This is a genomic window from uncultured Parolsenella sp., assembly GCF_934660935.1.
Taxonomy (GTDB): Bacteria; Actinomycetota; Coriobacteriia; order Coriobacteriales; family Atopobiaceae; genus Parolsenella.
The window spans coordinates 43,794-62,537 of the sequence record NZ_CAKUIH010000006.1; the positions used below are offsets into that span (position 1 = coordinate 43,794).

16 protein-coding genes and 2 tRNA genes are annotated in these 18,744 nt (G+C 64.0%); 15 read left to right on the top strand and 3 right to left on the bottom strand.

Annotated features, from left to right (window positions below; all coding sequences use genetic code 11):
* Window positions 1–177 precede the first annotated feature (177 nt).
* The 6 genes from dnaK to Q0H23_RS04395 all read left to right on the top strand — a co-directional run bounded on the left by dnaK (window position 178) and on the right by Q0H23_RS04395 (window position 7,679).
* Window positions 178–2,085 carry a molecular chaperone DnaK gene (gene dnaK, locus Q0H23_RS04370; protein ID WP_293814749.1) on the top strand — a complete coding sequence of 636 codons (1,908 nt, stop codon included), beginning with the start codon at window positions 178–180 and terminating at the stop codon, window positions 2,083–2,085.
* A 17-nt stretch (window positions 2,086–2,102) separates the two neighbouring features.
* Complete coding sequence (locus Q0H23_RS04375; RefSeq protein ID WP_293814748.1) at window positions 2,103–2,966, top strand: nucleotide exchange factor GrpE; 864 nt, start codon at window positions 2,103–2,105, stop codon at window positions 2,964–2,966.
* Between the two features lie 117 nt (window positions 2,967–3,083).
* Window positions 3,084–4,049 carry a DnaJ C-terminal domain-containing protein gene (locus Q0H23_RS04380; RefSeq protein WP_293814747.1) on the top strand — a complete coding sequence of 322 codons (966 nt, stop codon included), beginning with the start codon at window positions 3,084–3,086 and terminating at the stop codon, window positions 4,047–4,049.
* 63 nt (window positions 4,050–4,112) lie between these two features.
* Window positions 4,113–4,547, top strand: a complete 435-nt coding sequence (locus Q0H23_RS04385; RefSeq protein ID WP_293836128.1) for a MerR family transcriptional regulator — start codon at window positions 4,113–4,115, stop codon at window positions 4,545–4,547.
* Between the two features lie 298 nt (window positions 4,548–4,845).
* Window positions 4,846–7,476, top strand: coding sequence for an ATP-dependent chaperone ClpB (clpB, locus tag Q0H23_RS04390; RefSeq protein WP_293836130.1), 2,631 nt, complete (start codon window positions 4,846–4,848; stop codon window positions 7,474–7,476).
* Window positions 7,476–7,679 (top strand): hypothetical protein, encoded by a 204-nt coding sequence (locus Q0H23_RS04395; protein WP_293836133.1) that lies wholly within the window; start codon window positions 7,476–7,478, stop codon window positions 7,677–7,679. The genes clpB and Q0H23_RS04395 overlap by 1 nt, the downstream gene beginning before the upstream one ends.
* Window positions 7,680–7,949: 270 nt before the next feature.
* Here the strand turns inward: Q0H23_RS04395 and Q0H23_RS04400 are convergent, their stop codons facing one another.
* Complete coding sequence (locus tag Q0H23_RS04400; protein ID WP_293836135.1) at window positions 7,950–8,420, bottom strand: hypothetical protein; 471 nt, start codon at window positions 8,418–8,420, stop codon at window positions 7,950–7,952.
* A 361-nt stretch (window positions 8,421–8,781) separates the two neighbouring features.
* Here Q0H23_RS04400 and Q0H23_RS04405 point away from each other — a divergent pair, with 361 nt between their 5' ends.
* Both Q0H23_RS04405 and Q0H23_RS04410 read left to right on the top strand, forming a co-directional pair.
* Window positions 8,782–9,204, top strand: coding sequence for an Hsp20 family protein (locus Q0H23_RS04405; RefSeq protein ID WP_293836137.1), 423 nt, complete (start codon window positions 8,782–8,784; stop codon window positions 9,202–9,204).
* Between the two features lie 206 nt (window positions 9,205–9,410).
* Window positions 9,411–9,830, top strand: a complete 420-nt coding sequence (locus Q0H23_RS04410; RefSeq protein ID WP_293836141.1) for a hypothetical protein — start codon at window positions 9,411–9,413, stop codon at window positions 9,828–9,830.
* A 217-nt stretch (window positions 9,831–10,047) separates the two neighbouring features.
* On the opposite strand, the gene Q0H23_RS04415 is transcribed toward Q0H23_RS04410, so the two are convergent.
* Window positions 10,048–10,124, bottom strand: a tRNA-Arg gene (locus Q0H23_RS04415).
* 269 nt (window positions 10,125–10,393) lie between these two features.
* On the opposite strand from Q0H23_RS04415, the gene Q0H23_RS04420 reads away from it, so the two are divergent.
* From Q0H23_RS04420 to Q0H23_RS04435, 4 genes are all read left to right on the top strand, one after another.
* Window positions 10,394–10,912, top strand: coding sequence for a ferritin (locus Q0H23_RS04420; RefSeq protein ID WP_293814735.1), 519 nt, complete (start codon window positions 10,394–10,396; stop codon window positions 10,910–10,912).
* A gap of 76 nt (window positions 10,913–10,988) precedes the next feature.
* Window positions 10,989–12,011 carry a tRNA glutamyl-Q(34) synthetase GluQRS gene (gene gluQRS, locus Q0H23_RS04425; RefSeq protein ID WP_293836144.1) on the top strand — a complete coding sequence of 341 codons (1,023 nt, stop codon included), beginning with the start codon at window positions 10,989–10,991 and terminating at the stop codon, window positions 12,009–12,011.
* 53 nt (window positions 12,012–12,064) lie between these two features.
* Window positions 12,065–12,155: transfer RNA gene (locus tag Q0H23_RS04430), tRNA-Ser, on the top strand.
* A 130-nt stretch (window positions 12,156–12,285) separates the two neighbouring features.
* Window positions 12,286–14,238: a DUF2207 domain-containing protein gene (locus Q0H23_RS04435; protein ID WP_293836147.1), complete on the top strand. Its 1,953-nt coding sequence runs from the start codon at window positions 12,286–12,288 to the stop codon at window positions 14,236–14,238.
* Window positions 14,239–14,392: 154 nt separating this feature from the next.
* Here the strand turns inward: Q0H23_RS04435 and Q0H23_RS04440 are convergent, their stop codons facing one another.
* Window positions 14,393–15,103 carry a GNAT family N-acetyltransferase gene (locus tag Q0H23_RS04440; RefSeq protein ID WP_293836149.1) on the bottom strand — a complete coding sequence of 237 codons (711 nt, stop codon included), beginning with the start codon at window positions 15,101–15,103 and terminating at the stop codon, window positions 14,393–14,395.
* A 194-nt stretch (window positions 15,104–15,297) separates the two neighbouring features.
* On the opposite strand from Q0H23_RS04440, the gene purH reads away from it, so the two are divergent.
* From purH to Q0H23_RS04455, 3 genes are read left to right on the top strand one after another with little or no spacing between them, the layout of a single operon-like run.
* On the top strand, window positions 15,298–16,905 hold the full coding sequence (gene purH / locus Q0H23_RS04445; RefSeq protein WP_293836151.1) for a bifunctional phosphoribosylaminoimidazolecarboxamide formyltransferase/IMP cyclohydrolase: 1,608 nt from the start codon (window positions 15,298–15,300) through the stop codon (window positions 16,903–16,905).
* Between the two features lie 54 nt (window positions 16,906–16,959).
* Window positions 16,960–17,634: a response regulator transcription factor gene (locus tag Q0H23_RS04450; protein ID WP_293836154.1), complete on the top strand. Its 675-nt coding sequence runs from the start codon at window positions 16,960–16,962 to the stop codon at window positions 17,632–17,634.
* Between the two features lie 3 nt (window positions 17,635–17,637).
* Window positions 17,638–18,729 carry a sensor histidine kinase gene (locus tag Q0H23_RS04455; protein ID WP_293836157.1) on the top strand — a complete coding sequence of 364 codons (1,092 nt, stop codon included), beginning with the start codon at window positions 17,638–17,640 and terminating at the stop codon, window positions 18,727–18,729.
* Window positions 18,730–18,744: the final 15 nt, after the last annotated feature.

The window sequence follows — 18,744 nt, forward strand, 5'->3', positions numbered from 1 at the left end:
GAAATCTATCGTAAAGCGACTTAGATTTTGTATAAGTTGAGCGCGCAAAGGATATATAGTGTGCAGTAACAAACGCGCCCGCAGATGCGGGCAGGCCGGCAGGGCACCTGGCTGGCCGGCCAAGCGAGCGCGGAGGCATCACGCATTCGCGCGCAAGAAGAAAGGAACGTGCCAACTATGAGCAAGATTCTCGGCATTGACCTCGGTACCACCAATTCCGCCATGGCAGTCCTCGAGGGCGGCCAGCCCACCATCATCGTGAACGCCGAGGGCGACCGCACCACTCCGTCCGTCGTTGGCTTCCGTGCCGAGGGCGATCGTATCGTCGGTAAGTCTGCTAAGAACCAGGCGGTCACCAACCCGCAGAACACCGTCTTCTCCATCAAGCGCTTCATGGGCCGCAAGTACTCTGAGTGCACCTCTGAGCTCAAGACCGTCCCGTACAAGGTCAAGGAGGGTCAGGGCGGCCGCGCCGTCGTCGAGATTGACGGCGAGGACTTCACGCCCGAGCAGGTCTCCGCTATGGTCCTTGCCAAGATGAAGGCTGACGCCGAGAAGTACCTCGGTGAGACCGTGACTGACGCCGTCATCACCGTCCCTGCCTACTTCAATGACGCCCAGCGTCAGGCCACCAAGGACGCCGGCAAGATCGCCGGTCTCAACGTCAAGCGTATTGTCAACGAGCCCACCGCCGCGGCCCTCGCCTACGGCCTCGACAAGAAGGGCACGGAGCAGAAGGTTCTCGTCTTCGACCTCGGCGGCGGCACCTTCGACGTCTCCCTGCTTGACCTCGCTGACGGCGTCTTCGAGGTTCTCGCCACCAACGGCGACAACCACCTCGGCGGCGATGACTGGGATCAGCGCGTGATTGACTGGATGGCTGACAAGTTCCAGCAGGAGAACGGCGTTGACCTCCGCAAGGACCCGATGGCCCTCCAGCGCCTCAAGGAGGCTGCCGAGAACGCCAAGAAGGAGCTCTCCGCTGGCCAGCAGACCACCATCAACCTGCCGTTCATCACGATGAACCAGTCTGGTCCTCTGCACCTCAACTACACGCTGACCCGCGCTGAGTTCGAAAAGATCACGCGTGACCTGCTCGATCGCTGCAAGGCTCCTGTTACCAAGGCCCTGCACGACGCCAACATGCAGATCTCTGACGTCTCCGAGGTCATCCTCGTCGGCGGCTCCACTCGTATGCCCGCCGTCCAGGAGCTCGTCAAGCAGATCACCGGCAAGCAGCCCAACATGTCCGTGAACCCGGACGAGGTCGTCGCTGACGGTGCCGCCGTCCAGGGCGGCGTTCTCACCGGCGATGTCGAGGGCATCCTCCTGCTCGACGTGACCCCGCTGTCCCTTGGCGTCGAGACCATGGGCGGCGTCATGACCAAGATGATCGACCGCAACACCACCATCCCCACGTCCAAGACCGAGGTCTACTCCACCGCCGCTGACAACCAGACCAGCGTCGAGATCAACGTCCTCCAGGGCGAGCGCGAGATGGCCGCCGACAACAAGAGCCTCGGCAAGTTCCAGCTCACCGGCATCCCCGCCGCGCGTCGTGGCGTGCCGCAGATCGAGGTCACCTTCGACATCGATGCCAACGGCATCGTGAAGGTCACCGCCAAGGACAAGGGCACCGGCAAGGAGCAGCAGATTACCATCTCCGGCTCCACCGCCCTCTCTGACGACGAAGTCGACCGCATGGTCAAGGACGCCGAGTCCCACGCCGAGGAGGACAAGAAGCACAAGGACGAGATCGAGGTCCGCAACCAGACCGACAGCCTCGCCTACTCGACCGAGCAGACCGTCAAGGAGCTTGGCGACAAGGTCCCCGCTGACATGAAGCAGCAGGCTGACGATGCCGTCGCCGAGGCCAAGAAGGCCCTCGAGGGCACTGACATCGATGCCATCAAGGCTGCCGGCGAGAAGCTCCAGGAGGTTGGCCACAAGCTCGCTGAGGTCGTCTACTCCAGCGCTCAGGCTGACGCTGGCCAGGCTGGCGCTCAGGGTGGCGCCCAGGGCGGCTCTGACGACGTGGTCGATGCTGACTACGAGGTCGTCGACGACGATCAGAACAACCAGTAAGCGGGAAGTGAGTCACGATGGCTCGCACCACCAGTAAGAACAACCAGGCGGGAGCCGCCACGGCTCCCGCGCCGGACCCCAAGGGGGGCGACGTGAAGGTCGACATCGAGGTCGAGGGCGAGGAGAAGCCCGAGCAGGTTGAGAAGCCCGAGGCTGTCGAGGCCGAAGTGATCGAGCCTGACGAGGTGGCGGAGGACGCTGCCGAGGATGACGCCGATGACGAGGCGGCAGAGCGCGCCCGCGTAGAGGCTGCCATCAAGGCGGGCGAGGCCGCTGCGGACGAGGACTTCAAGTCCGAGGCGGACGGTCTTCGTGCTGAGCGCGACGAGCTTGCCAAGAAGCTTGCCGGCGTCTCGGATGAGATCGACGCCGCCAAGGCCGAGGCTGCTGCCGCGACCGATCGCCTCTCAAGGCTCCAGGCCGATTGGGACAACTACCGTCGTCGCATGGACCGCGAGCGCGCGATCGAGCGCGAGCGTGCCTGCGAGGGCCTCGTGAAGGATCTCCTGCCGGCAATCGACGACCTCGAGCGTGCGATTGCGCATGCAAGCGCCGCCGAGGAGAACGAGGTTGCCAAGCAGCTCGTGGACGGTATCACCGCCGTTCACGCCAAGGTCGTTTCCGTCCTTGAGAAGCAGGGCGCCGAGGTCATCGACCCTGCTGGCGACCCCTTCGATCCCCAGGACCACCAGGCCGTGGGTCGCGTCGAGGACGCGGAGGCCTATGACGAGACGGTCCGCGACGTCTACCAGAAGGGCTATCGCCTTGGCGGCAAGGTCGTGAGGCCGGCCATGGTCACGGTGACCTACGGTGGCCCGAAGCGCCCGGTCGAGCCCAAGGAAGACGAGGCAAAGCCTGAGGCAGACGCCGAAGCTAAGTAGGTTCAAGCGTGCGCCCGGGCGGAATCCCGGGCGCACGCATCTGTACGCAATCAGGCCGGCGTGAGGGCAAGCTCCTTCATGCCGGCCGTGTGACTAGGAAAGGGGGTGCCCTTCGCCATGGCACAGAGAACGTTCTACGACGTACTTGGCGTCAAGAAAGACGCCACTGCCGACGAGATCAAGAAGGCATTCCGCAAGCTCGCGGTGAAGTATCACCCCGATGCCGGCGGAGACGAGCAGAAGTTCAAGGAGATCAGCGAGGCGTACGAGACCCTCTCTGACGAGAAGAAGCGCCGTGAGTACGATCAGATGCTCATGTTCGGTGGCATTCCCGGAGGTGGCTACGGCGCTCCGGGTGGCGGCTACTCGTACACCACGAATGTGGGTGGCAACTGGTCTGACATCTTCAACAACGTGCGGAGCGGAGACGGCGCCTTCGGAGCCAACTTCGATTTCTCCCAGATATTTGGCGGCGCCGCGGGTGCCTCTCAGGCGCGCAGGTCGATGCGTGGCGGCGATTTGACGCTCACCATCAGCCTCACTCCGGAGGAGGCCTTCAAGGGCACGAGCCGCGACGTCTCTTATATGGTGCCGTCATCCGGCGAGCGCGCGAAGCTCACCGTGAAGGTGCCGGCAGGAGCCTATGACGGCATGAAGCTCCGCTACCATGACCGTGGTGAGTACGGCAGGAACGGCGGCGGTCGTGGCGACCTCGTCATCACGACGAGCGTCGCGGAGCACCCGATCTTCAAGCGCGATGGCGCGGACGTGAAGATGGAGCTTCCCATGAGCATGTGGGATCTTGCTCTGGGCACCTCGGTTGACGTTCCCACGCCTTCCGGAGCCACGGTGCGCCTGCGCGTTCCGGCGGGCACCCAGGATGGTCGCACCTTCCGCTTCCGCGACCTGGGAGCTCCCAGCGTGAAGCGCAAGGGCTCGTGGGGCGCGTTGTTCGTCACCGTTCGCGCCAAGGTCCCGACTCGCCTTACCACCAAGGAGCGCGATGCGCTCGAGGCTCTTCGCGACGCGGACGAGCGCAGCTATCATGCCGAGGTAGACAAGTACATCGGCACCAAGGAGTAGGGACGCTAGAGAGAAGCCGCCCGCCAGCGACGCCCGGCGGGCTCTGGGAGAGGGAGGGCCACCATGGCCCACAAGAAAGAGGAGAGCCGCAACAAGCCGCTCTACATGATCAGTGTCGCCGCCGAGCTCACGGGCATGCACCCGCAGACGTTGCGCGTCTACGAGCAGAAGGGCCTCGTGAACCCCGGTCGCTCTCGCGGCAATACCCGCCTGTACTCCCAGGCTGACATCGAGCGCCTTGAGCTCATCGGCCGTCTCACTGACGAGGGCATTAACCTCGCCGGTGTGGTGCGCATCCTCGACATGCGCGAGCACGAGGAGGAGATGGAGCGCGAGATTGACGAGCTTCGCGACCGTGTGCGCGAACTCGAGGACCAGGTGCGCGAGTTCAAGACCCGCGAGCGCATCACGGCTCTCGCCCCTTACGAGGGCATGACGCCCGAGAAGGTCATGCGCGGTCTTCTCGGCGGCAGTGTCGAGAAGCCACAAGACGAATAGCGCCTTCAAGATATCCGCAATACCAGGCCGCGGCGCCCCTCCCGGGTGCCGCGGCCTTGCTATCCGCGCGACCTGCAAAACCTGAAAAAGGGACAGTCCCTTTTTCAGGTTGAGTTGACAAAGGGACTGTCCCTTTGTCAACTTGCAAACCCTGCGTGTTACAAGGTTAGGAAATCTATAGCAGCGGCACTTAGATTTATGTTTGCGGGCGGCGCGTGCGGGGTACAATCAACAGCGATAAACAGCGAGCCCACCGCGGGGATACCGTCGCGGCGGGCGCCCAAGAGAGGTGATAACTATGAGGCTAGATAAAATGGCCGTCACGGCCCAGGAGGCTCTTCAGGCCGCCATCGGCATCGCCTCGGATGCACAGGCGGGCTCCGTCGAGTCCATCCACCTGCTCAAGGCCCTGCTCGACTCCGGGGAGCGCAACCTGAGCTCCATCATCGAGCGTGTCGGGGCGGATCCTGACGCCGTCGCGAAGGCGGTCGATGACCAGATCGCGCGCGAGCCCAGGGTAAGCGGTTCGGGTCAGCAGGTTGGTCTCGCCAACGAATTCGTCAAGGTCGTTGACGCCGCGGAGAAGCTCGCCACCAAGATGGGTGACTCCTACGTCACGAGCGAGCACCTCCTCTGCGCCCTTGCGGACGATCGCTCTGACGCCGGCCGCATCCTCAAGGATGCGGGCCTCACGGGCAAGCGCATCCAGGAGGCCTACAACGACCTCCGCGGTGACGAGCGCGTGACCAGCCAGGATTCCAAGCCGGAGTTCGAGGCGCTCGAGCGCTACGGCCGCAACGTGACGGACCTCGCCCGCCAGGGCAAGCTCGACCCGGTCATCGGCCGTGTCGAGGAGATTCGCCGCACCATCCAGGTGCTCTCGCGCCGCACCAAGAACAACCCCGTGCTCATCGGCGAGCCCGGCGTGGGCAAGACCGCCATCGTCGAGGGCCTCGCAGAGCGTATCGTCGCGGGCGACGTTCCTTCCACGTTGAAGGATAAGGAGCTCGTTGAGCTCGACATGAGCGCCCTGGTTGCCGGTGCCAAGTACCGTGGCGAGTTCGAGGACCGTCTCAAGAGCGTGCTCAAGGAGGTCGCAAAGGCAGACGGCCGCGTCATCCTGTTCATCGATGAGCTCCACACTATCGTCGGTGCGGGCGCGACGGAGGGCTCCATGGATGCCGGCAACATCCTGAAGCCGGCCCTGGCCCGCGGCGAGCTCCACGCGATCGGTGCCACGACGCTTGACGAGTACCGCAAGTACATCGAGAAGGACGCTGCCCTCGCCCGTCGTTTCCAGACGGTGCTCGTGTCGGAGCCCACGGTGGAGGACACCATCTCCATCCTGCGCGGCCTGAAGGAGAAGTACGAGATGCACCACGGCGTGCGCATTACCGACGCCGCCCTCGTCTCCGCCGCAGACCTCTCCAACCGCTACATTGCGGACCGATTCCTCCCTGACAAGGCGATTGACCTGGTCGATGAGGCGGCGAGCCGTCTGCGCATGGAGCTCGACAGCATGCCGTCGGACATCGACGCCGTCGACCGCCAGCTCACCCAGATGCAGATCGAGGAGCAGGCCCTCATGAAGGAGGAGGACGCCGCCAGCAAGGAGCGCCTCGAGACCCTCCGCAAGGAGATTGCCACCACCCGCGAGAAGCTCGATGGTATGAAGGCCAAGTGGCAGAACGAGAAGGGTGCCATCGACCAGGTGCAGGACCTCAAGCGTCGGATCGATGACGCGAAGACCGAGGAGGAACGCGCCACCCGTGCGGGTGACCTCGCCCATGCCTCGGAGCTTCGCTACTCCACGATCCCGGAGCTGCAGAGGCGTTATGACGAGGCGGAGGCGGCCCTCACCGCCAAGCAGCAGGAGGGCGGCCTTCTCAAGGAGGAGGTCACGAGCGAGGAGATCGCCGAGGTCGTGAGCGCCTGGACCGGCGTGCCCGTGTCGAAGATGATGCAGGGCGAGGTCGAGAAGCTCCAGAACCTCGAGGCGGAGCTGCACAAGCGCGTCGTGGGCCAGGACGCCGCCGTGAACGCGGTCGCCGCGGCCGTGCGCCGCAGCCGTGCCGGCCTTGCGGACCCAAATCGCCCGCTCGGCAGCTTCTTCTTCCTCGGCCCCACCGGCGTCGGCAAGACCGAGCTCGCGAAGGCACTCGCGGACTACCTGTTCGATGACGAGCGCGCCCTCGTGCGCATCGACATGTCTGAGTACATGGAGAAGTTCAGCGTCCAGCGCCTCATCGGTGCCCCTCCCGGATACGTGGGCTATGACGAGGGCGGTCAGCTGACCGAGGTCGTGCGTCGTCGCCCGTACTCCGTCATCCTCATGGACGAGATGGAGAAGGCACACCCCGACGTCTTCAATATCCTTCTGCAGGTGCTTGACGATGGTCGCCTGACTGATGGCCAGGGTCGTGTCGTGAGCTTCAAGAACACGATCATCATCATGACGAGTAACGTCGGAAGCCAGGTGATCGCCGCGGGCGAGCAGAACGGAGAAGACAAGGCCGTCGTCGACCGGAAGGTCAATGACGCCCTTCGCGCTACCTTCAAGCCGGAGTTCCTGAACCGTATCGATGACATCGTCGTCTTCCATCCGCTTGGTCTGGCAGACATCGAGAAGATCGTGGACATTCAGCTCAAGGGCGTTCGCGAGCGTCTCGATAACGAGCGCATCTCGCTTACGCTCACGCCTGCCGCGATCGAGGCGCTGGCCCTCGATGGCCTCGACCCGGTCTATGGCGCGCGCCCGCTCAAGCGCCTGATTCAGCGCCAGGTCGTGGACAACGTCGCCAACCTCATCATCGCCGGCGAGCTCCACGAGGGCGACTCGGTTAAGATCGATGTCCGCGGCAACAACGAGTTCTTCGCCGAGCGCGCCGCCGCGTCAGGCGTACCCGTCACGGCAGATGAGGTGGAGTAGTGGCTATCCCGGACGATTTGATGGAGAGCCCCGCGACGCAGGCCGGCGCTTCTGACGCCGGTGCTGCACGGCCCGAGGCGCGCAAGACGCCCGCGACCGACCCGTTCCTCCGTGCGGAGAACGAGGATGACGACGGCTACGACCCCTTCTCGGATCGCAGGCCGACGCCCGAGCCCCTCTTTGAGCGCGACCCGTGGTCGTAGTAGCGAGGAGACATCCCCGCTAGCCCTGCGGCCACCGCTCCGCGCCGCGCCGCAGCATTCACCGCGCTGCCGCGCCCCGTGGCCACGCAGCCGCTGCGCCTATTAGGGCCGTAACACATAAGAGAGCCCGTCAGACCGGTTTTACGCCGGCTGGCGGGCTCTTTGCATTCTATGGGCGGGGCGGGCCGAAAAGGGGCTTTGATGGGGACTCAACGTCTTCTGAGCGGAAATCCCACGCCTTCGGCCCTCTTGCCCGTGTGTTGCGACGCCCTACTTGGGCCAGAAAATGATGAGCAGGATCGCAACGATGGCCACCACGGCGATGCCGATGATCACGATGTGGCGCTTCTGCTCCTTTTCATGCGAGCCGAAGATCTCGCGGTTGCCTTTTGGGACGGAGAGATACTGGCCGTATTTGAGCTCCTGGCGCACCTTCTCCTGCTGGGAGCGGGAGTGGCGATAGGCGCCCCTTGAGGGCGCGACGCGATTCTTGAGCGTGTAGCTCGAGTCGAAGGAGTAGTTGTTCTCGTAGGCCTCGTCCGCCTGGAGGTCATTCACAGGCGGCTGGCGGCGATGAGGCTTGGGTTGACGCACGTACGCGGGACGCCCCTCGCCATCTCGCTCAAAAGACTCCTGCGAATATGCGGGACGCTCCTCTTGGCCCTCCCCAGAGGGTTCCTGTGCCCCGGCGCCCATAGCGTCGATTTCATCCGTGGAATTGCGGTCTTGATCGTTCGTCATTCCAGTCCCCTTTTGGAGCATGTCTCAGTCCCTGTGAGTGTACCCCCTCAGGGCTGGTATGGCTCAATTTCTCATGACCTTTACCCATGCCGGGATAGTGCCGTTCGTACGTCTCGACGCGAATGTGCCGCGTGGGCGTGGCGTTGGAGCGGGGAGGGGAGGGCGGCGGAGCGACGGAAGCTTGCACGGGCTCTTGTTCTCTTATGAGACCTTATATAGACAGACTTAGATTTTATTAGCAAAAAAGACTAAGAAATCTTGTATTGACGTGTTTAGAAACAATCGTCGCGGGAACATATACCAGCGACACAAGGGGCACAGGCAATGCGAGGTGCCCACAACCACAAAAGGAGTGGTAACCATGGCAAGCATGATTCCGTATGATCGTTACAACCGTCTCGCGCGTGTGGCTTTCCCGTTCGACGACGTCTTCGATAGCTTCCTCGCTCCGGCCACTGCGGCGGTAGACTTCAAGATGGATGTCGAGGATGCTGGCGATGCCTATGTGGTCAGCGCTCACGTTCCTGGCGTCACGCGCGATCAGATCGATGTCGAGCTCAACGAGGGCCGTCTTTCCATCACGGTTGATAAGAAGGACTCTGACGAGCAGAAGGCAAAGAACTACCTGCAGCGCGAGACCGGCGAGTACACCTGCACGCGCGGCGTCTTCCTGAAGGATGCTGCTACGAGTGGCCTGTCCGCCAAGCTCGCCGATGGCGTCCTGACCGTCAACGTCCCGAAGCAGGACGAGAAGGCCAACGTCACCAAGGTCTCTATCGACTAGATGGGTTCAGCCACGCTAGATTCGCGGCGTAGCGAGTGCGATTTTTTGAGGAGGGGCTGTCGCTTAGGCGGCAGCCCCTCTTTTTATGACTAATCTGGAATGGATAACACGAGGTAGAGCGTTTGCGTAAGCAAACATTAGTTCGATTTAGTGTCAGATAGGGGCTGTATCCTCTGTCTATCAGAGGCCAAGAGATGGGAGATGGTATGCGCGACATCACGATCACGTCTGATGGATGCACGGTTCTGGCAAGGCGTTGCTCTTCTCGGGAGACGGTCCAGGTGGGCCTTGTCGAGAAGCCAGAAGGCGTGCTTGTCGTTTGCCGTACGGAGGGCGATACCACGCTTGATGTCTATGATGCGCCGTGGCATATTGGCTGCGCGTGTGTGACGGCCCAGAATCTGCCTGCGCTCATTGAGGTGCTGGCCGGCCCCCTCCCCAGCGTTGAGAGGACTCTGCCCGCACTGCTCACGGCGCTCTTCGCGGATGATGAGGTGCAGTTTTCGGATCTCCTCGACATCCTTGATGCGGCGAAGGTGCCCTATGCCTATCGAGCGTTTGGCCCGGATGCAACGGCGGTTCGCCTCGAGGGAGACGAGGCACTGATGGGAGCCTTGTTCGAATAGCCACTTGCGATGGGCTGTCTGCTGGGCCCGTGCGTGGGCGTGATTGACGCTCCGGCCGAGCCCCCTGGCGCTTTCCTAGGCCAGGGGAGGCTTGGCTCTATTTGGAGCGAGGCACCTCGGCTCTATTCGTCTCGGCTCTATTCAAGCTGGAAGATGGCTTTGCCGCGATACAAAAAAGCAGGTGGCCGTCCGAAGACAACCACCTGCGTCTTTTTAATGGTGCGGCATATAGGATTCGAACCTATGACCTTTTGATTCGTAGTCAAACGCTCTATCCAGCTGAGCTAATGCCGCAGCGCAGTTAGATATACTCGCATTCGACCTACCCTTCGTCAAGTACTTTTTCGAAATTCAGTAAAAAATTTTTGAGCAACGTCCTTGAGCAGGGGTTTTCCAATCAGACACCAATGGCTGATCTTGGGGGAGAATAGAAGGCGCGTGTCTTTGCACCCGTAGGGGATCTTCTTTGTTGGGAATCTCGTATGGCGAGCATGACACGCGGGCATTTGGGTATGCATGCAATCGGATCAACAGTCCGTTCAATACGTTGGAAGGAAGACTCCATGGCTATCAACGAGAACGTCGCCAAGGTGCTTGAGGACCAGATCAACAAGGAGCTCTACAGCGCCTATCTCTATCTCACCTTTGCTGACTACTACGAGGACCGCGGCCTCAAGGGCTTTGCCAACTGGTACATGATTCAGGTCCAGGAGGAGACGGACCACGCTAAGGCTCTCCGTCGCTATCTGCTCGACAATGACTACAAGCCCACGATGGAGGCCATCGACAAGCCCGACAAGACCTTCTCCAACGACCTCGAGCCGCTCGAGGCCGGCCTCGAGCACGAGGAGTACGTCACGAGCCTCATCCACCACTGCTACGAGGTCGCCCAGGAGGCCCACGACATTCGCGCCATGCAGATGCTCGACTGGTTCGTGAAGGAGCAGGGCGAGGAAGAGGCCAACGCGCGCGACATGATCAGCAACATGAAGCTCTTCGGCACTGACCCCAAGGGCCTGTACGATCTTGATCGCGAGTACGCCACGCGCACTTATATCGCGCAGACCACGCTGCCGATGTAGTCTCCACCGCCAATACCTCGTGTCGCTCGAGACGCCGTGCCACGGCGCTCGTCCCGCATGTGCCATACTGGGCGACATGAATATCGCTCCTGACACCAACATCGCACGCCCGACGGCGCCCAAGCGCGTCGTCGGGCGTTTTGCGCCCACGCCGTCCGGGCGCATGCACCTGGGAAACGTTGCATCGTGTCTCTTGGCGTGGCTGTCGGCTCGCTCTGCGGGCGGACGTATGATCCTCCGCATCGAGGACCTCGACCCTCGCGCCCAGAGTCGCGAGGCAGCCCGGCTTATCATGGATGACCTGAACTGGCTTGGCCTTGACTGGGACGAGGGCCCCTTCTGGCAGAGCGAGCGCGCCGAGGTCTACGCCGCCGCGATTGACCGCCTCGGCGGCAGCGGCATAGAGGCCGGTTCGAAGGGCCTGCGGCTCACGTATCCGTGCTTCTGCACGCGGAGCGAGCTCCACGCCGCGACGGCGCCCCACGCGAGCGACGGCACCTATGTCTATGCCGGTACGTGTCGTGGTCTTTCTGCCGATGAAGTTGCGGCGCGAGCTGTCGCACGTCCCCCGGCGACGCGCCTGCGGGTGCCCGACGCCGCCGATCCCGCGGGCACCATCGACTTCTGTGACCTCGCCTATGGGGCGCAACGCGAGGTGCTGGCACACGAGTGCGGGGACTTTCTCGTGCGGAGAAGCGACGGCGTGGTCGCCTATCAGCTTGCCGTGGTTGTCGATGACGCGGAGATGGGCGTCACGCAGGTGGTCCGCGGGCGTGACCTGTTGGGTTCCGCGCCTCGTCAGATGTATCTCCAGAGCCTGTTGGGCTACGGCAATCCGGAGTATGGCCACGTGCCGCTGCTTGTGGCGCCGGACGGTCGCCGTCTCTCCAAGCGCGAGCGAGACCTCGATCTGGGCGCTCTCCGCGAGCGTTTTGAGACCCCCGGTCCTCTGATTGGCGCCATCGCGAGCCGTCTGGGCCTTGCCGAGGCGGGGGAGAGCCTGACTGCGGATGCCCTCGTGCCCCGTTTTTCGTGGGGGACGGTCGCCAGTCATCGCGAGGATATCGTGGTGGACGAAGACTTCTTGTCTTTCGTGTGAGGAAACCCTTGCAGTTTTGCCGGTGTGAGGTATGATTCTCTAGCACCTTTTACGGAGAGCTGACCGAGAGGCCGAAGGTGCTCGCCTGCTAAGCGAGTATACCCCCCAAGGGTATCTGGGGTTCGAATCCCCAGCTCTCCGCCAGAACGCGCAGCCCCGCAGGGATTCGTCTCCGCGGGGCTTTTCTTTTGCGCCGCCGTGTTCCCGCCCGCAGGCTGACGTCGCCCTCCATCGGGTACCATGTGGCCAACACTGGCCCGTTCAAGGGAGCCACATGGCTATGTCTTGCAAGAGGTGGCGCGGGGTAGCCGGGACGCTTGTCCCCGTCATCGCGCTTCTCGCGCTTGCCCTCGTCCTCGCGCCCACGCCGGCGCAGGCGCGCGAGTATTCGATTGACGAGGTTGTTGGGGACCTAACCGTCAACACGGACGGGTCGATTACGGTCGCCGAGGAGCGAACCTTCGACTTCGACGGGTCTTTCCATGGCGTCTACTGGAACCTCTCGAAGCGCGGGCCCGTTGCCACCACCAACAACTCTGGTGACGTGAGCATCACCAACATCGCAGTGGAGGACCTGTCCTCTCCCGAGCTGGGTAGCTTCACCGAGTCTGATTCGGGGGCTGATGGTACCTATCAGCTCACGGATAGCGGCAGCGCGCTCAAGGTGAAGATCTTCTCCTCGCACGAGGACGAATCTGCCACGGTGCGCATCACCTACACCGTCACCAACGTGGTCAACGCCTGGGCCGATACGGGCGAGCTCTACTGGAAGCTCGTCTCGAACGGCTGGGACGTGCCCTCTGACAGCGTCACCTATCGCGTCCACCTCCCCGTCCCCGCTGGTGAGACGGTGCGCTCCGAGGATAACGTTCGCGCCTGGGGCCATGGCCCGCTTGACGCGTCCCTCGCCTTCGACGGCACCGAGATCGTCTACACCATCCCCGGCGTGGGAACGAGCGAGTACGCCGAGGCCCGCGTGACCTTCCCGGTCGAGTGGCTCACGGGCATGGTGCCCAGCTCTATCGAGCACATGTCTTCGATCCTGCGCGACGAGCAGCGCTGGGCGGACGAGGCGAATGAGCGTCGCGAGCGCGCCCGCCTCGAGATTGCGATCTTCGGGACCGTGGGTGGCATCTCGATCGCGGCGACGGGAGGTCTGACGCTCTTCCTGACGAGGCGTTATAAGCGCATGCGCAGGAAAGCCTTCCCAGACGAGTATTTCCGCGACGTCCCCTCTGCAGACCATCCCGCCGTGCTCGGCGCGCTGCTGAAGGGCGGCAAGGTTCCGAACGAGTGCTTCACCGCCACGCTCATGAAGCTCACGGACGATGGCATCATCGGCCTTGACCTCATCTGCGATAGCAAGGGTAGGGCGAAGGACTACCAGATCACCCGCAGCACGCGCGTCGCGACCGACCCTATCGATGACGCCGCGATGCATCTCATGTTTGACGTCGTGGCGCCCCGCGGCAAGGACCGCAAGATGAGCACGGCTCCCGCTGCCGGCTATTCCACGCTGCGCTTCTCGGATTTCAAGCGCGCCGCCAAGAAGGCGCCCGCCACCTATGGCGAGGCCCTGAGCGACTGGGAGCACGAGGTCAAGGCGGCTGCGGAGAAGCGAGGCTTCTTCAATGGCGAAGAGGTGACCGGCCGTGTTCCCCTCGCCATCTTCTCCGTGCTATTTGGCCTGGTGGGCATGGTCTGCGGCGTTGCGCTCTTGGCTGATGACGCCATCTTGGCGGGCATTGCCGTGCTTGTGCTCTCTATCGTGGCGATGACGGTCGGCATCATCATGTGCGCCAGGCTCGCGCCGATGTCTCGCGAGGGTATGGAGCTTGCGGGCAAGCTTGAGGCCCTCCAACGCTGGCTCAAGGACTTCACGCTGCTCAACGAGGCGGTGCCTCGCGACGTCGCCCTGTGGGATCGCCTGCTCGTCATGGCCGTCGTCCTCGGCGTTGCGGATCGCGTGATCGAGCAGCTCAAGGTCGCGGCACCCGAGGTCCTCGCGAGCCCGTACTTCTACAGCTACTGTTGGCTCCACGACTATGGCTATGCCGGCCTCGACAGGCCCTCCAGCTGCCTCACCACGGACTTCGGCAGCGCCCACAACGTAAGCACCGCCGCCCTCGCCGCGTCTTCCTCGAGCTCCGGCGGCGGTGGCGGCGGTGGATTCTCCGGCGGTGGTGGCGGAGGTGGCGGCGGAGGCGGCGGTGGCGGCGCGTTCTAACGCGCCCGCGCGTCCTCGCGACCTTTGCTGAGCGACCGGCGTGCCTGGTGCATCAGGCACGCCGGTCGTGTTCGTACTCTCTGGCGCTCGCGACGTTACGCAGCCTGCAAGATTCCACATCCGGCACGCTGATCGCGCTTGCGTTTTCTGGCGCCTAGGCCCTGCCTCCGTAGACAAAGTAATGCTCCGGGGCGCCAGGCACCATGCCAGGGCGATCCGCGAGCCTCTCGAGGCCAAGGTGCTCGTAGAAGGACCAATCGCAGTCCGTGTCCGTGACGAGCCAGTAGCGCTCGGCGCCGTGGCGACGGAAGTGGTCGAGCGCCCGGTTGATGAGGCGCTTGCCAAGGCCGTGGCCGCGCGCCTCCGCGCTGACTACGAGCAGGAGGATGCGCGGAATAGAGCCGAGGTCCGCCTCGGCGCGCATCTCCTTCGTGGCGCGGATCTCATCGAGGTAGATGGGTTCGGTGGGCTCGACGTTGTCCGGGTGCTCCGCGCGCTCGCGTGCTGCCGTGAGGAGCTCCTCGGCGCGCTTGCGGGCCTCCGCGCCAACGTGTCCGAAATGCTCGGCGGTCTCTGCGCTCGTGTGGGTGCCATGCGTCACGATGACGCCAACCATCCTGCCCTTGAGCAGGGCCTTCACGCCCCATGTCATCTCCTGGAGATAGGCGGCGATCTCATCGGTCGCCATGAGGCGCGCCACGCGGTCACGCTCGGAGTCGTCGAGCCACGTGCCCTCCATGGCGGTGCTCGTCATGTCCCCCAACCCGTCGGGCGAATACCAGGCGTCCGCGGCAAGGCCTGCGATGTCGTCTAGGTCATCTCCGGTGAGTGGTTCGAACGTGATGCCGTCGCCAAACAAAGCCATAATTCCTCCGTTTCTGGTGCTATTCCAAAAGCCTACCCGTTTTTCGCGTTCTGGACGGGCGAGAAGGCGCCGTATGCGTCACAATGAAGCGTTGGGAGTTGAAACCACGGGCATCCCCCAGCGACCGCCTTCGGGCGCCGCACGTGTTCGGCGGAGGCCGCTCCCGGACTGCTAGCAATCAACGAGGAGGTTTCATGGCACAGGGTTCCATCAAGAGGGCGCTCGTCTCGGTCACTGACAAGACCGGTGTCGTCGAGTTCGTCAAGACGCTCGAGGATGAGTTCGGCGTCGAGGTGATTTCTACCGGCGGCACGGCTCGCGTGCTCGCGGACGCCGGCGTCAACGTCGTCCCCATCGAGCAGTACACGGGATTCCCCGAGATGATGGATGGTCGCGTCAAGACCCTGCACCCCAAGGTGCACGGCGGCCTGCTTGCCCGCCGCGATGACGAGAAGCACATGGCCGAGGCCGCAGAGCATGGCATCGGCATGATTGACCTCGTCGTCGTCAACCTCTATGAGTTCGAGAAGACCGTCGCCAAGCCCGACGTCACCTTCGCGGACGCCATCGAGCACATCGACATCGGCGGTCCCTCCATGCTCCGCTCCGCCGCCAAGAACGCCGCCGCCGTGACCGTCGTCAGCGACCCGGCGGACTACGACGCCGTCCTCGCCGAGATGCGCGCCAATGACGGGGCCACCACGCTCGAGACCCGTCGCCGCCTGCAGCTGAAGGTCTACCAGACCACCGCCGCCTATGACACGGCCATCGCCGCCTGGCTGGGCGAGCAGGCCGCCAAGGCCTCCGCCGAGGGCGAGGCCACGAGCGCCTTCCCCGAGAAGTTCGTCCTCACCGCCACGAAGGAGCAGGACCTCCGCTACGGTGAGAACCCGCAGCAGGCTGCCGCCTTCTACGTGAGCCCGGATGCGCCGGAGCACTCGCTTGCCCGCGCCGAGCAGATCCAGGGCAAGCCGCTCTCCTACAACAACATCCTCGACGCCGACGCCGCCTGGGCGGCCGTCCGCGAGTTCGACGAGCCCGCGGTGGTCATCCTCAAGCACCAGAATCCGTGTGGTTCCGCCACTGCCGCGGACGTCACCGAGGCGTATGATCGTGCCTTCGCCTGCGACCCCATCTCCGCCTATGGCGGCATCATTGCTGTCAACCGCGAGGTGCCCCTGTCGCTGTGTGAGCACTTCGCCGACGTGAACAAGCAGTTCGTCGAGGTCATGATCGCCCCGAGCTACACGCCCGAGGCCCTCGAGCGCCTCTCGAAGCGCAAGAACATGCGCGTGCTTGCCACTGGTGGCGTCGACCGCACGATCGGCCACGAGGTCCGCACCGTCGACGGCGGCGTCCTCGTCCAGGACATCGACCACGTGAGCGAGGACCCCGCGACCTTCACGGTGCCCACCAAGCGCAAGCCCACGGACGCCGAGATGGATGACCTGCTGTTCGCCTGGCGCGTCTGCAAGGCCGTGAAGTCCAACGCCATCCTCGTCGCCAAGGGTCGCGCCGGTATCGGTATGGGTCCCGGCCAGCCCAATCGCACGGACTCCGCTCGCATCGCCTGCGAGCGCGCCGAGGCCGCCTGCGAGCGCATGGGCGTCTCGACCGAGGGCATGGTCGCCGCGTCCGACGCCTTCCTGCCGTTCCGCGATGACGTCGACGTCCTCGCCGAACACGGCATCACCGCGATCATTCAGCCCGGCGGCTCCATCCGCGACGAGGAGTCCATCCAGGCCTGTGACGAGCACGGTATCGCCATGGTGTTCACCGGAACCAGGCACTTCCGTCACTAGTAGCTGGTACAGTCCGGCGGGCTTCGGCCCGCCGGCGTTTGGTTTGGGGGAGCGTTGTCCAAAATCTATGTCATAGAGGACGACGAAGGCATCCGCGTCGAGCTCGTTCGCATGCTCGAGCGCGAGGGCTTTGAGGCGGAGGCGTGCGAGGACTTCTCCCGCGCCGCCGAGCTCGCCCTCGCTGCCGCCCCGGACCTCGTCCTTCTCGACCTCACGCTTCCGGGCACGGATGGCCAGCTCGTCTGCCGCGAGATCCGCGCCACCTCCTCCGTTCCCGTCATCGTGCTCACGAGCCGCGTGACCGAGGCGGACGAGGTGGTCTCCATGACGCTGGGCGCGGACGACTTCGTGCCCAAGCCCTATAGCCCTCGCGTGCTCGTGGCTCACATCCAGGCCCTGCTGCGTCGCGCAGGCCAGGCTGCGACGCCCGCCTCGACCATCGAGCGCGGGGCCGTGACGCTCGACCTCTCCCGCTCCTGCGCCGCTGCGAACGGCAAGACCGTCGAGCTCACCAAGAACGAGATGCGTATTCTGGGCCTGCTCATGCGCCGTTCCCCCGCGATCGTCTCGCGCGAGGACCTCATGCGTGAGCTCTGGGACTCGGATGCCTTCGTCGACGACAACACGCTCACGGTCAACGTGAACCGCCTTCGCGCCCAGCTTGCCAAGGTGGGCGTCGAGGGCTTCGTGGTCACCCATCGTGGCCAGGGCTATTCGGTCCGGGCGTAAGCGATGAGGTTGGAAAGCTACATCCGTTCGCGCGTTCCGGAGCTTCTGGTCCTCGTGGCGCTCGAGCTCCTCCTCGTGCTCGTGCTGCGCATCTCCGGCATGGGCGCGGACTTTGTCGCGTTCGTTTGCTCGATCGTGCTCGTCTCGGCGGTTGTCGCCGTTGCGCTGGGGTTTGCCCGCGGGCGCGGCTTCTGGGACTCCCTCTCCGAGACCTGCTCCTCGCTTGACAACGCGCGCTTTTTGCCCGAGCTCATCGACAGGCCGGAGTTTCCCGAGGGCCAGGCGGCCTATGACGCGCTTGTCTCCGTGGCGAAGTCCGCCAACGACGAGGTCGCCGAGCAGCGTCGCTTCGTCGAGGAGTATCGCGCCTACGTCGAGACCTGGGTGCACGAGGCAAAGAGCCCGATTACCGCCGCGCGCCTGGCGCTCTCAAACCTCGAGGAGGACGCGGATGCGTGCGCGGTCTGCCCGCGCGAGGTCGAGCCAGTCGTTCCGCGCCTGCGCTCGGTCGAAGACGAGCTCGCCCGCGTCGAGCGCTACGTCGAGCAGGCGCTGTTCTACGCGCGCTCCGAGACGCTCGAGCGCGACTTCCTCGTCCGATCCCACTCGCTTCGCGAGATGGTGGCCTCGGCCATCAAGGCCAACGCGAATCTGCTCATCGCCGCCGGCGTGACGCCGCGCCTGGGCGAGGGCCTCGACCTCAAGGTCTTCACGGACGACAAGTGGCTCGTCTTCATGCTGGGGCAGCTCCTCCAGAACACGGCCCGCTATGTGCGCCCCGGTTGCGAGGGCTGGCCTCAGGTCTGGTTTGACGCGCGCCTCTTGGACGAGGGCCTCGCGAACGAGCGCGTCGAACTGACCGTGCGGGATAACGGATGCGGCGTGAGTGCGGCGGACCTGCCGCGCGTGCTCGAGCGCGGCTTCACGGGCGACAACGGCCGCGCCCGCAAGCAGTCGACGGGCCTTGGCCTTTGGCTCGTCGCGCGCCTCGCCCGGAAGATGGGCGTCTCGGTCGCGGCCGACTCGGCCGAGGGCGAGTTCTTCTCCGTGACGCTGGGATTCCCCGCGAACAAGATGCACTACTTCGAGGGCTAGCGACTGCGTGCTGTT

Bases quoted from the DNA above. Each gene is read 5' to 3' on its own strand.
- dnaK (WP_293814749.1), top strand. From the start codon at position 178: ATGAGCAAGATTCTCGGCATTGACCTCGGTACCACCAATTCCGCCATG.
- Q0H23_RS04375 (WP_293814748.1), top strand. From the start codon at position 2,103: ATGGCTCGCACCACCAGTAAGAACAACCAGGCGGGAGCCGCCACGGCT.
- Q0H23_RS04380 (WP_293814747.1), top strand. From the start codon at position 3,084: ATGGCACAGAGAACGTTCTACGACGTACTTGGCGTCAAGAAAGACGCC.
- Q0H23_RS04385 (WP_293836128.1), top strand. From the start codon at position 4,113: ATGGCCCACAAGAAAGAGGAGAGCCGCAACAAGCCGCTCTACATGATC.
- clpB (WP_293836130.1), top strand. From the start codon at position 4,846: ATGAGGCTAGATAAAATGGCCGTCACGGCCCAGGAGGCTCTTCAGGCC.
- Q0H23_RS04400 (WP_293836135.1), bottom strand. From the start codon at position 8,420: ATGACGAACGATCAAGACCGCAATTCCACGGATGAAATCGACGCTATG.
- Q0H23_RS04405 (WP_293836137.1), top strand. From the start codon at position 8,782: ATGGCAAGCATGATTCCGTATGATCGTTACAACCGTCTCGCGCGTGTG.
- Q0H23_RS04410 (WP_293836141.1), top strand. From the start codon at position 9,411: ATGCGCGACATCACGATCACGTCTGATGGATGCACGGTTCTGGCAAGG.
- Q0H23_RS04420 (WP_293814735.1), top strand. From the start codon at position 10,394: ATGGCTATCAACGAGAACGTCGCCAAGGTGCTTGAGGACCAGATCAAC.
- gluQRS (WP_293836144.1), top strand. From the start codon at position 10,989: ATGAATATCGCTCCTGACACCAACATCGCACGCCCGACGGCGCCCAAG.
- Q0H23_RS04435 (WP_293836147.1), top strand. From the start codon at position 12,286: ATGGCTATGTCTTGCAAGAGGTGGCGCGGGGTAGCCGGGACGCTTGTC.
- Q0H23_RS04440 (WP_293836149.1), bottom strand. From the start codon at position 15,103: ATGGCTTTGTTTGGCGACGGCATCACGTTCGAACCACTCACCGGAGAT.
- purH (WP_293836151.1), top strand. From the start codon at position 15,298: ATGGCACAGGGTTCCATCAAGAGGGCGCTCGTCTCGGTCACTGACAAG.
- Q0H23_RS04455 (WP_293836157.1), top strand. From the start codon at position 17,638: ATGAGGTTGGAAAGCTACATCCGTTCGCGCGTTCCGGAGCTTCTGGTC.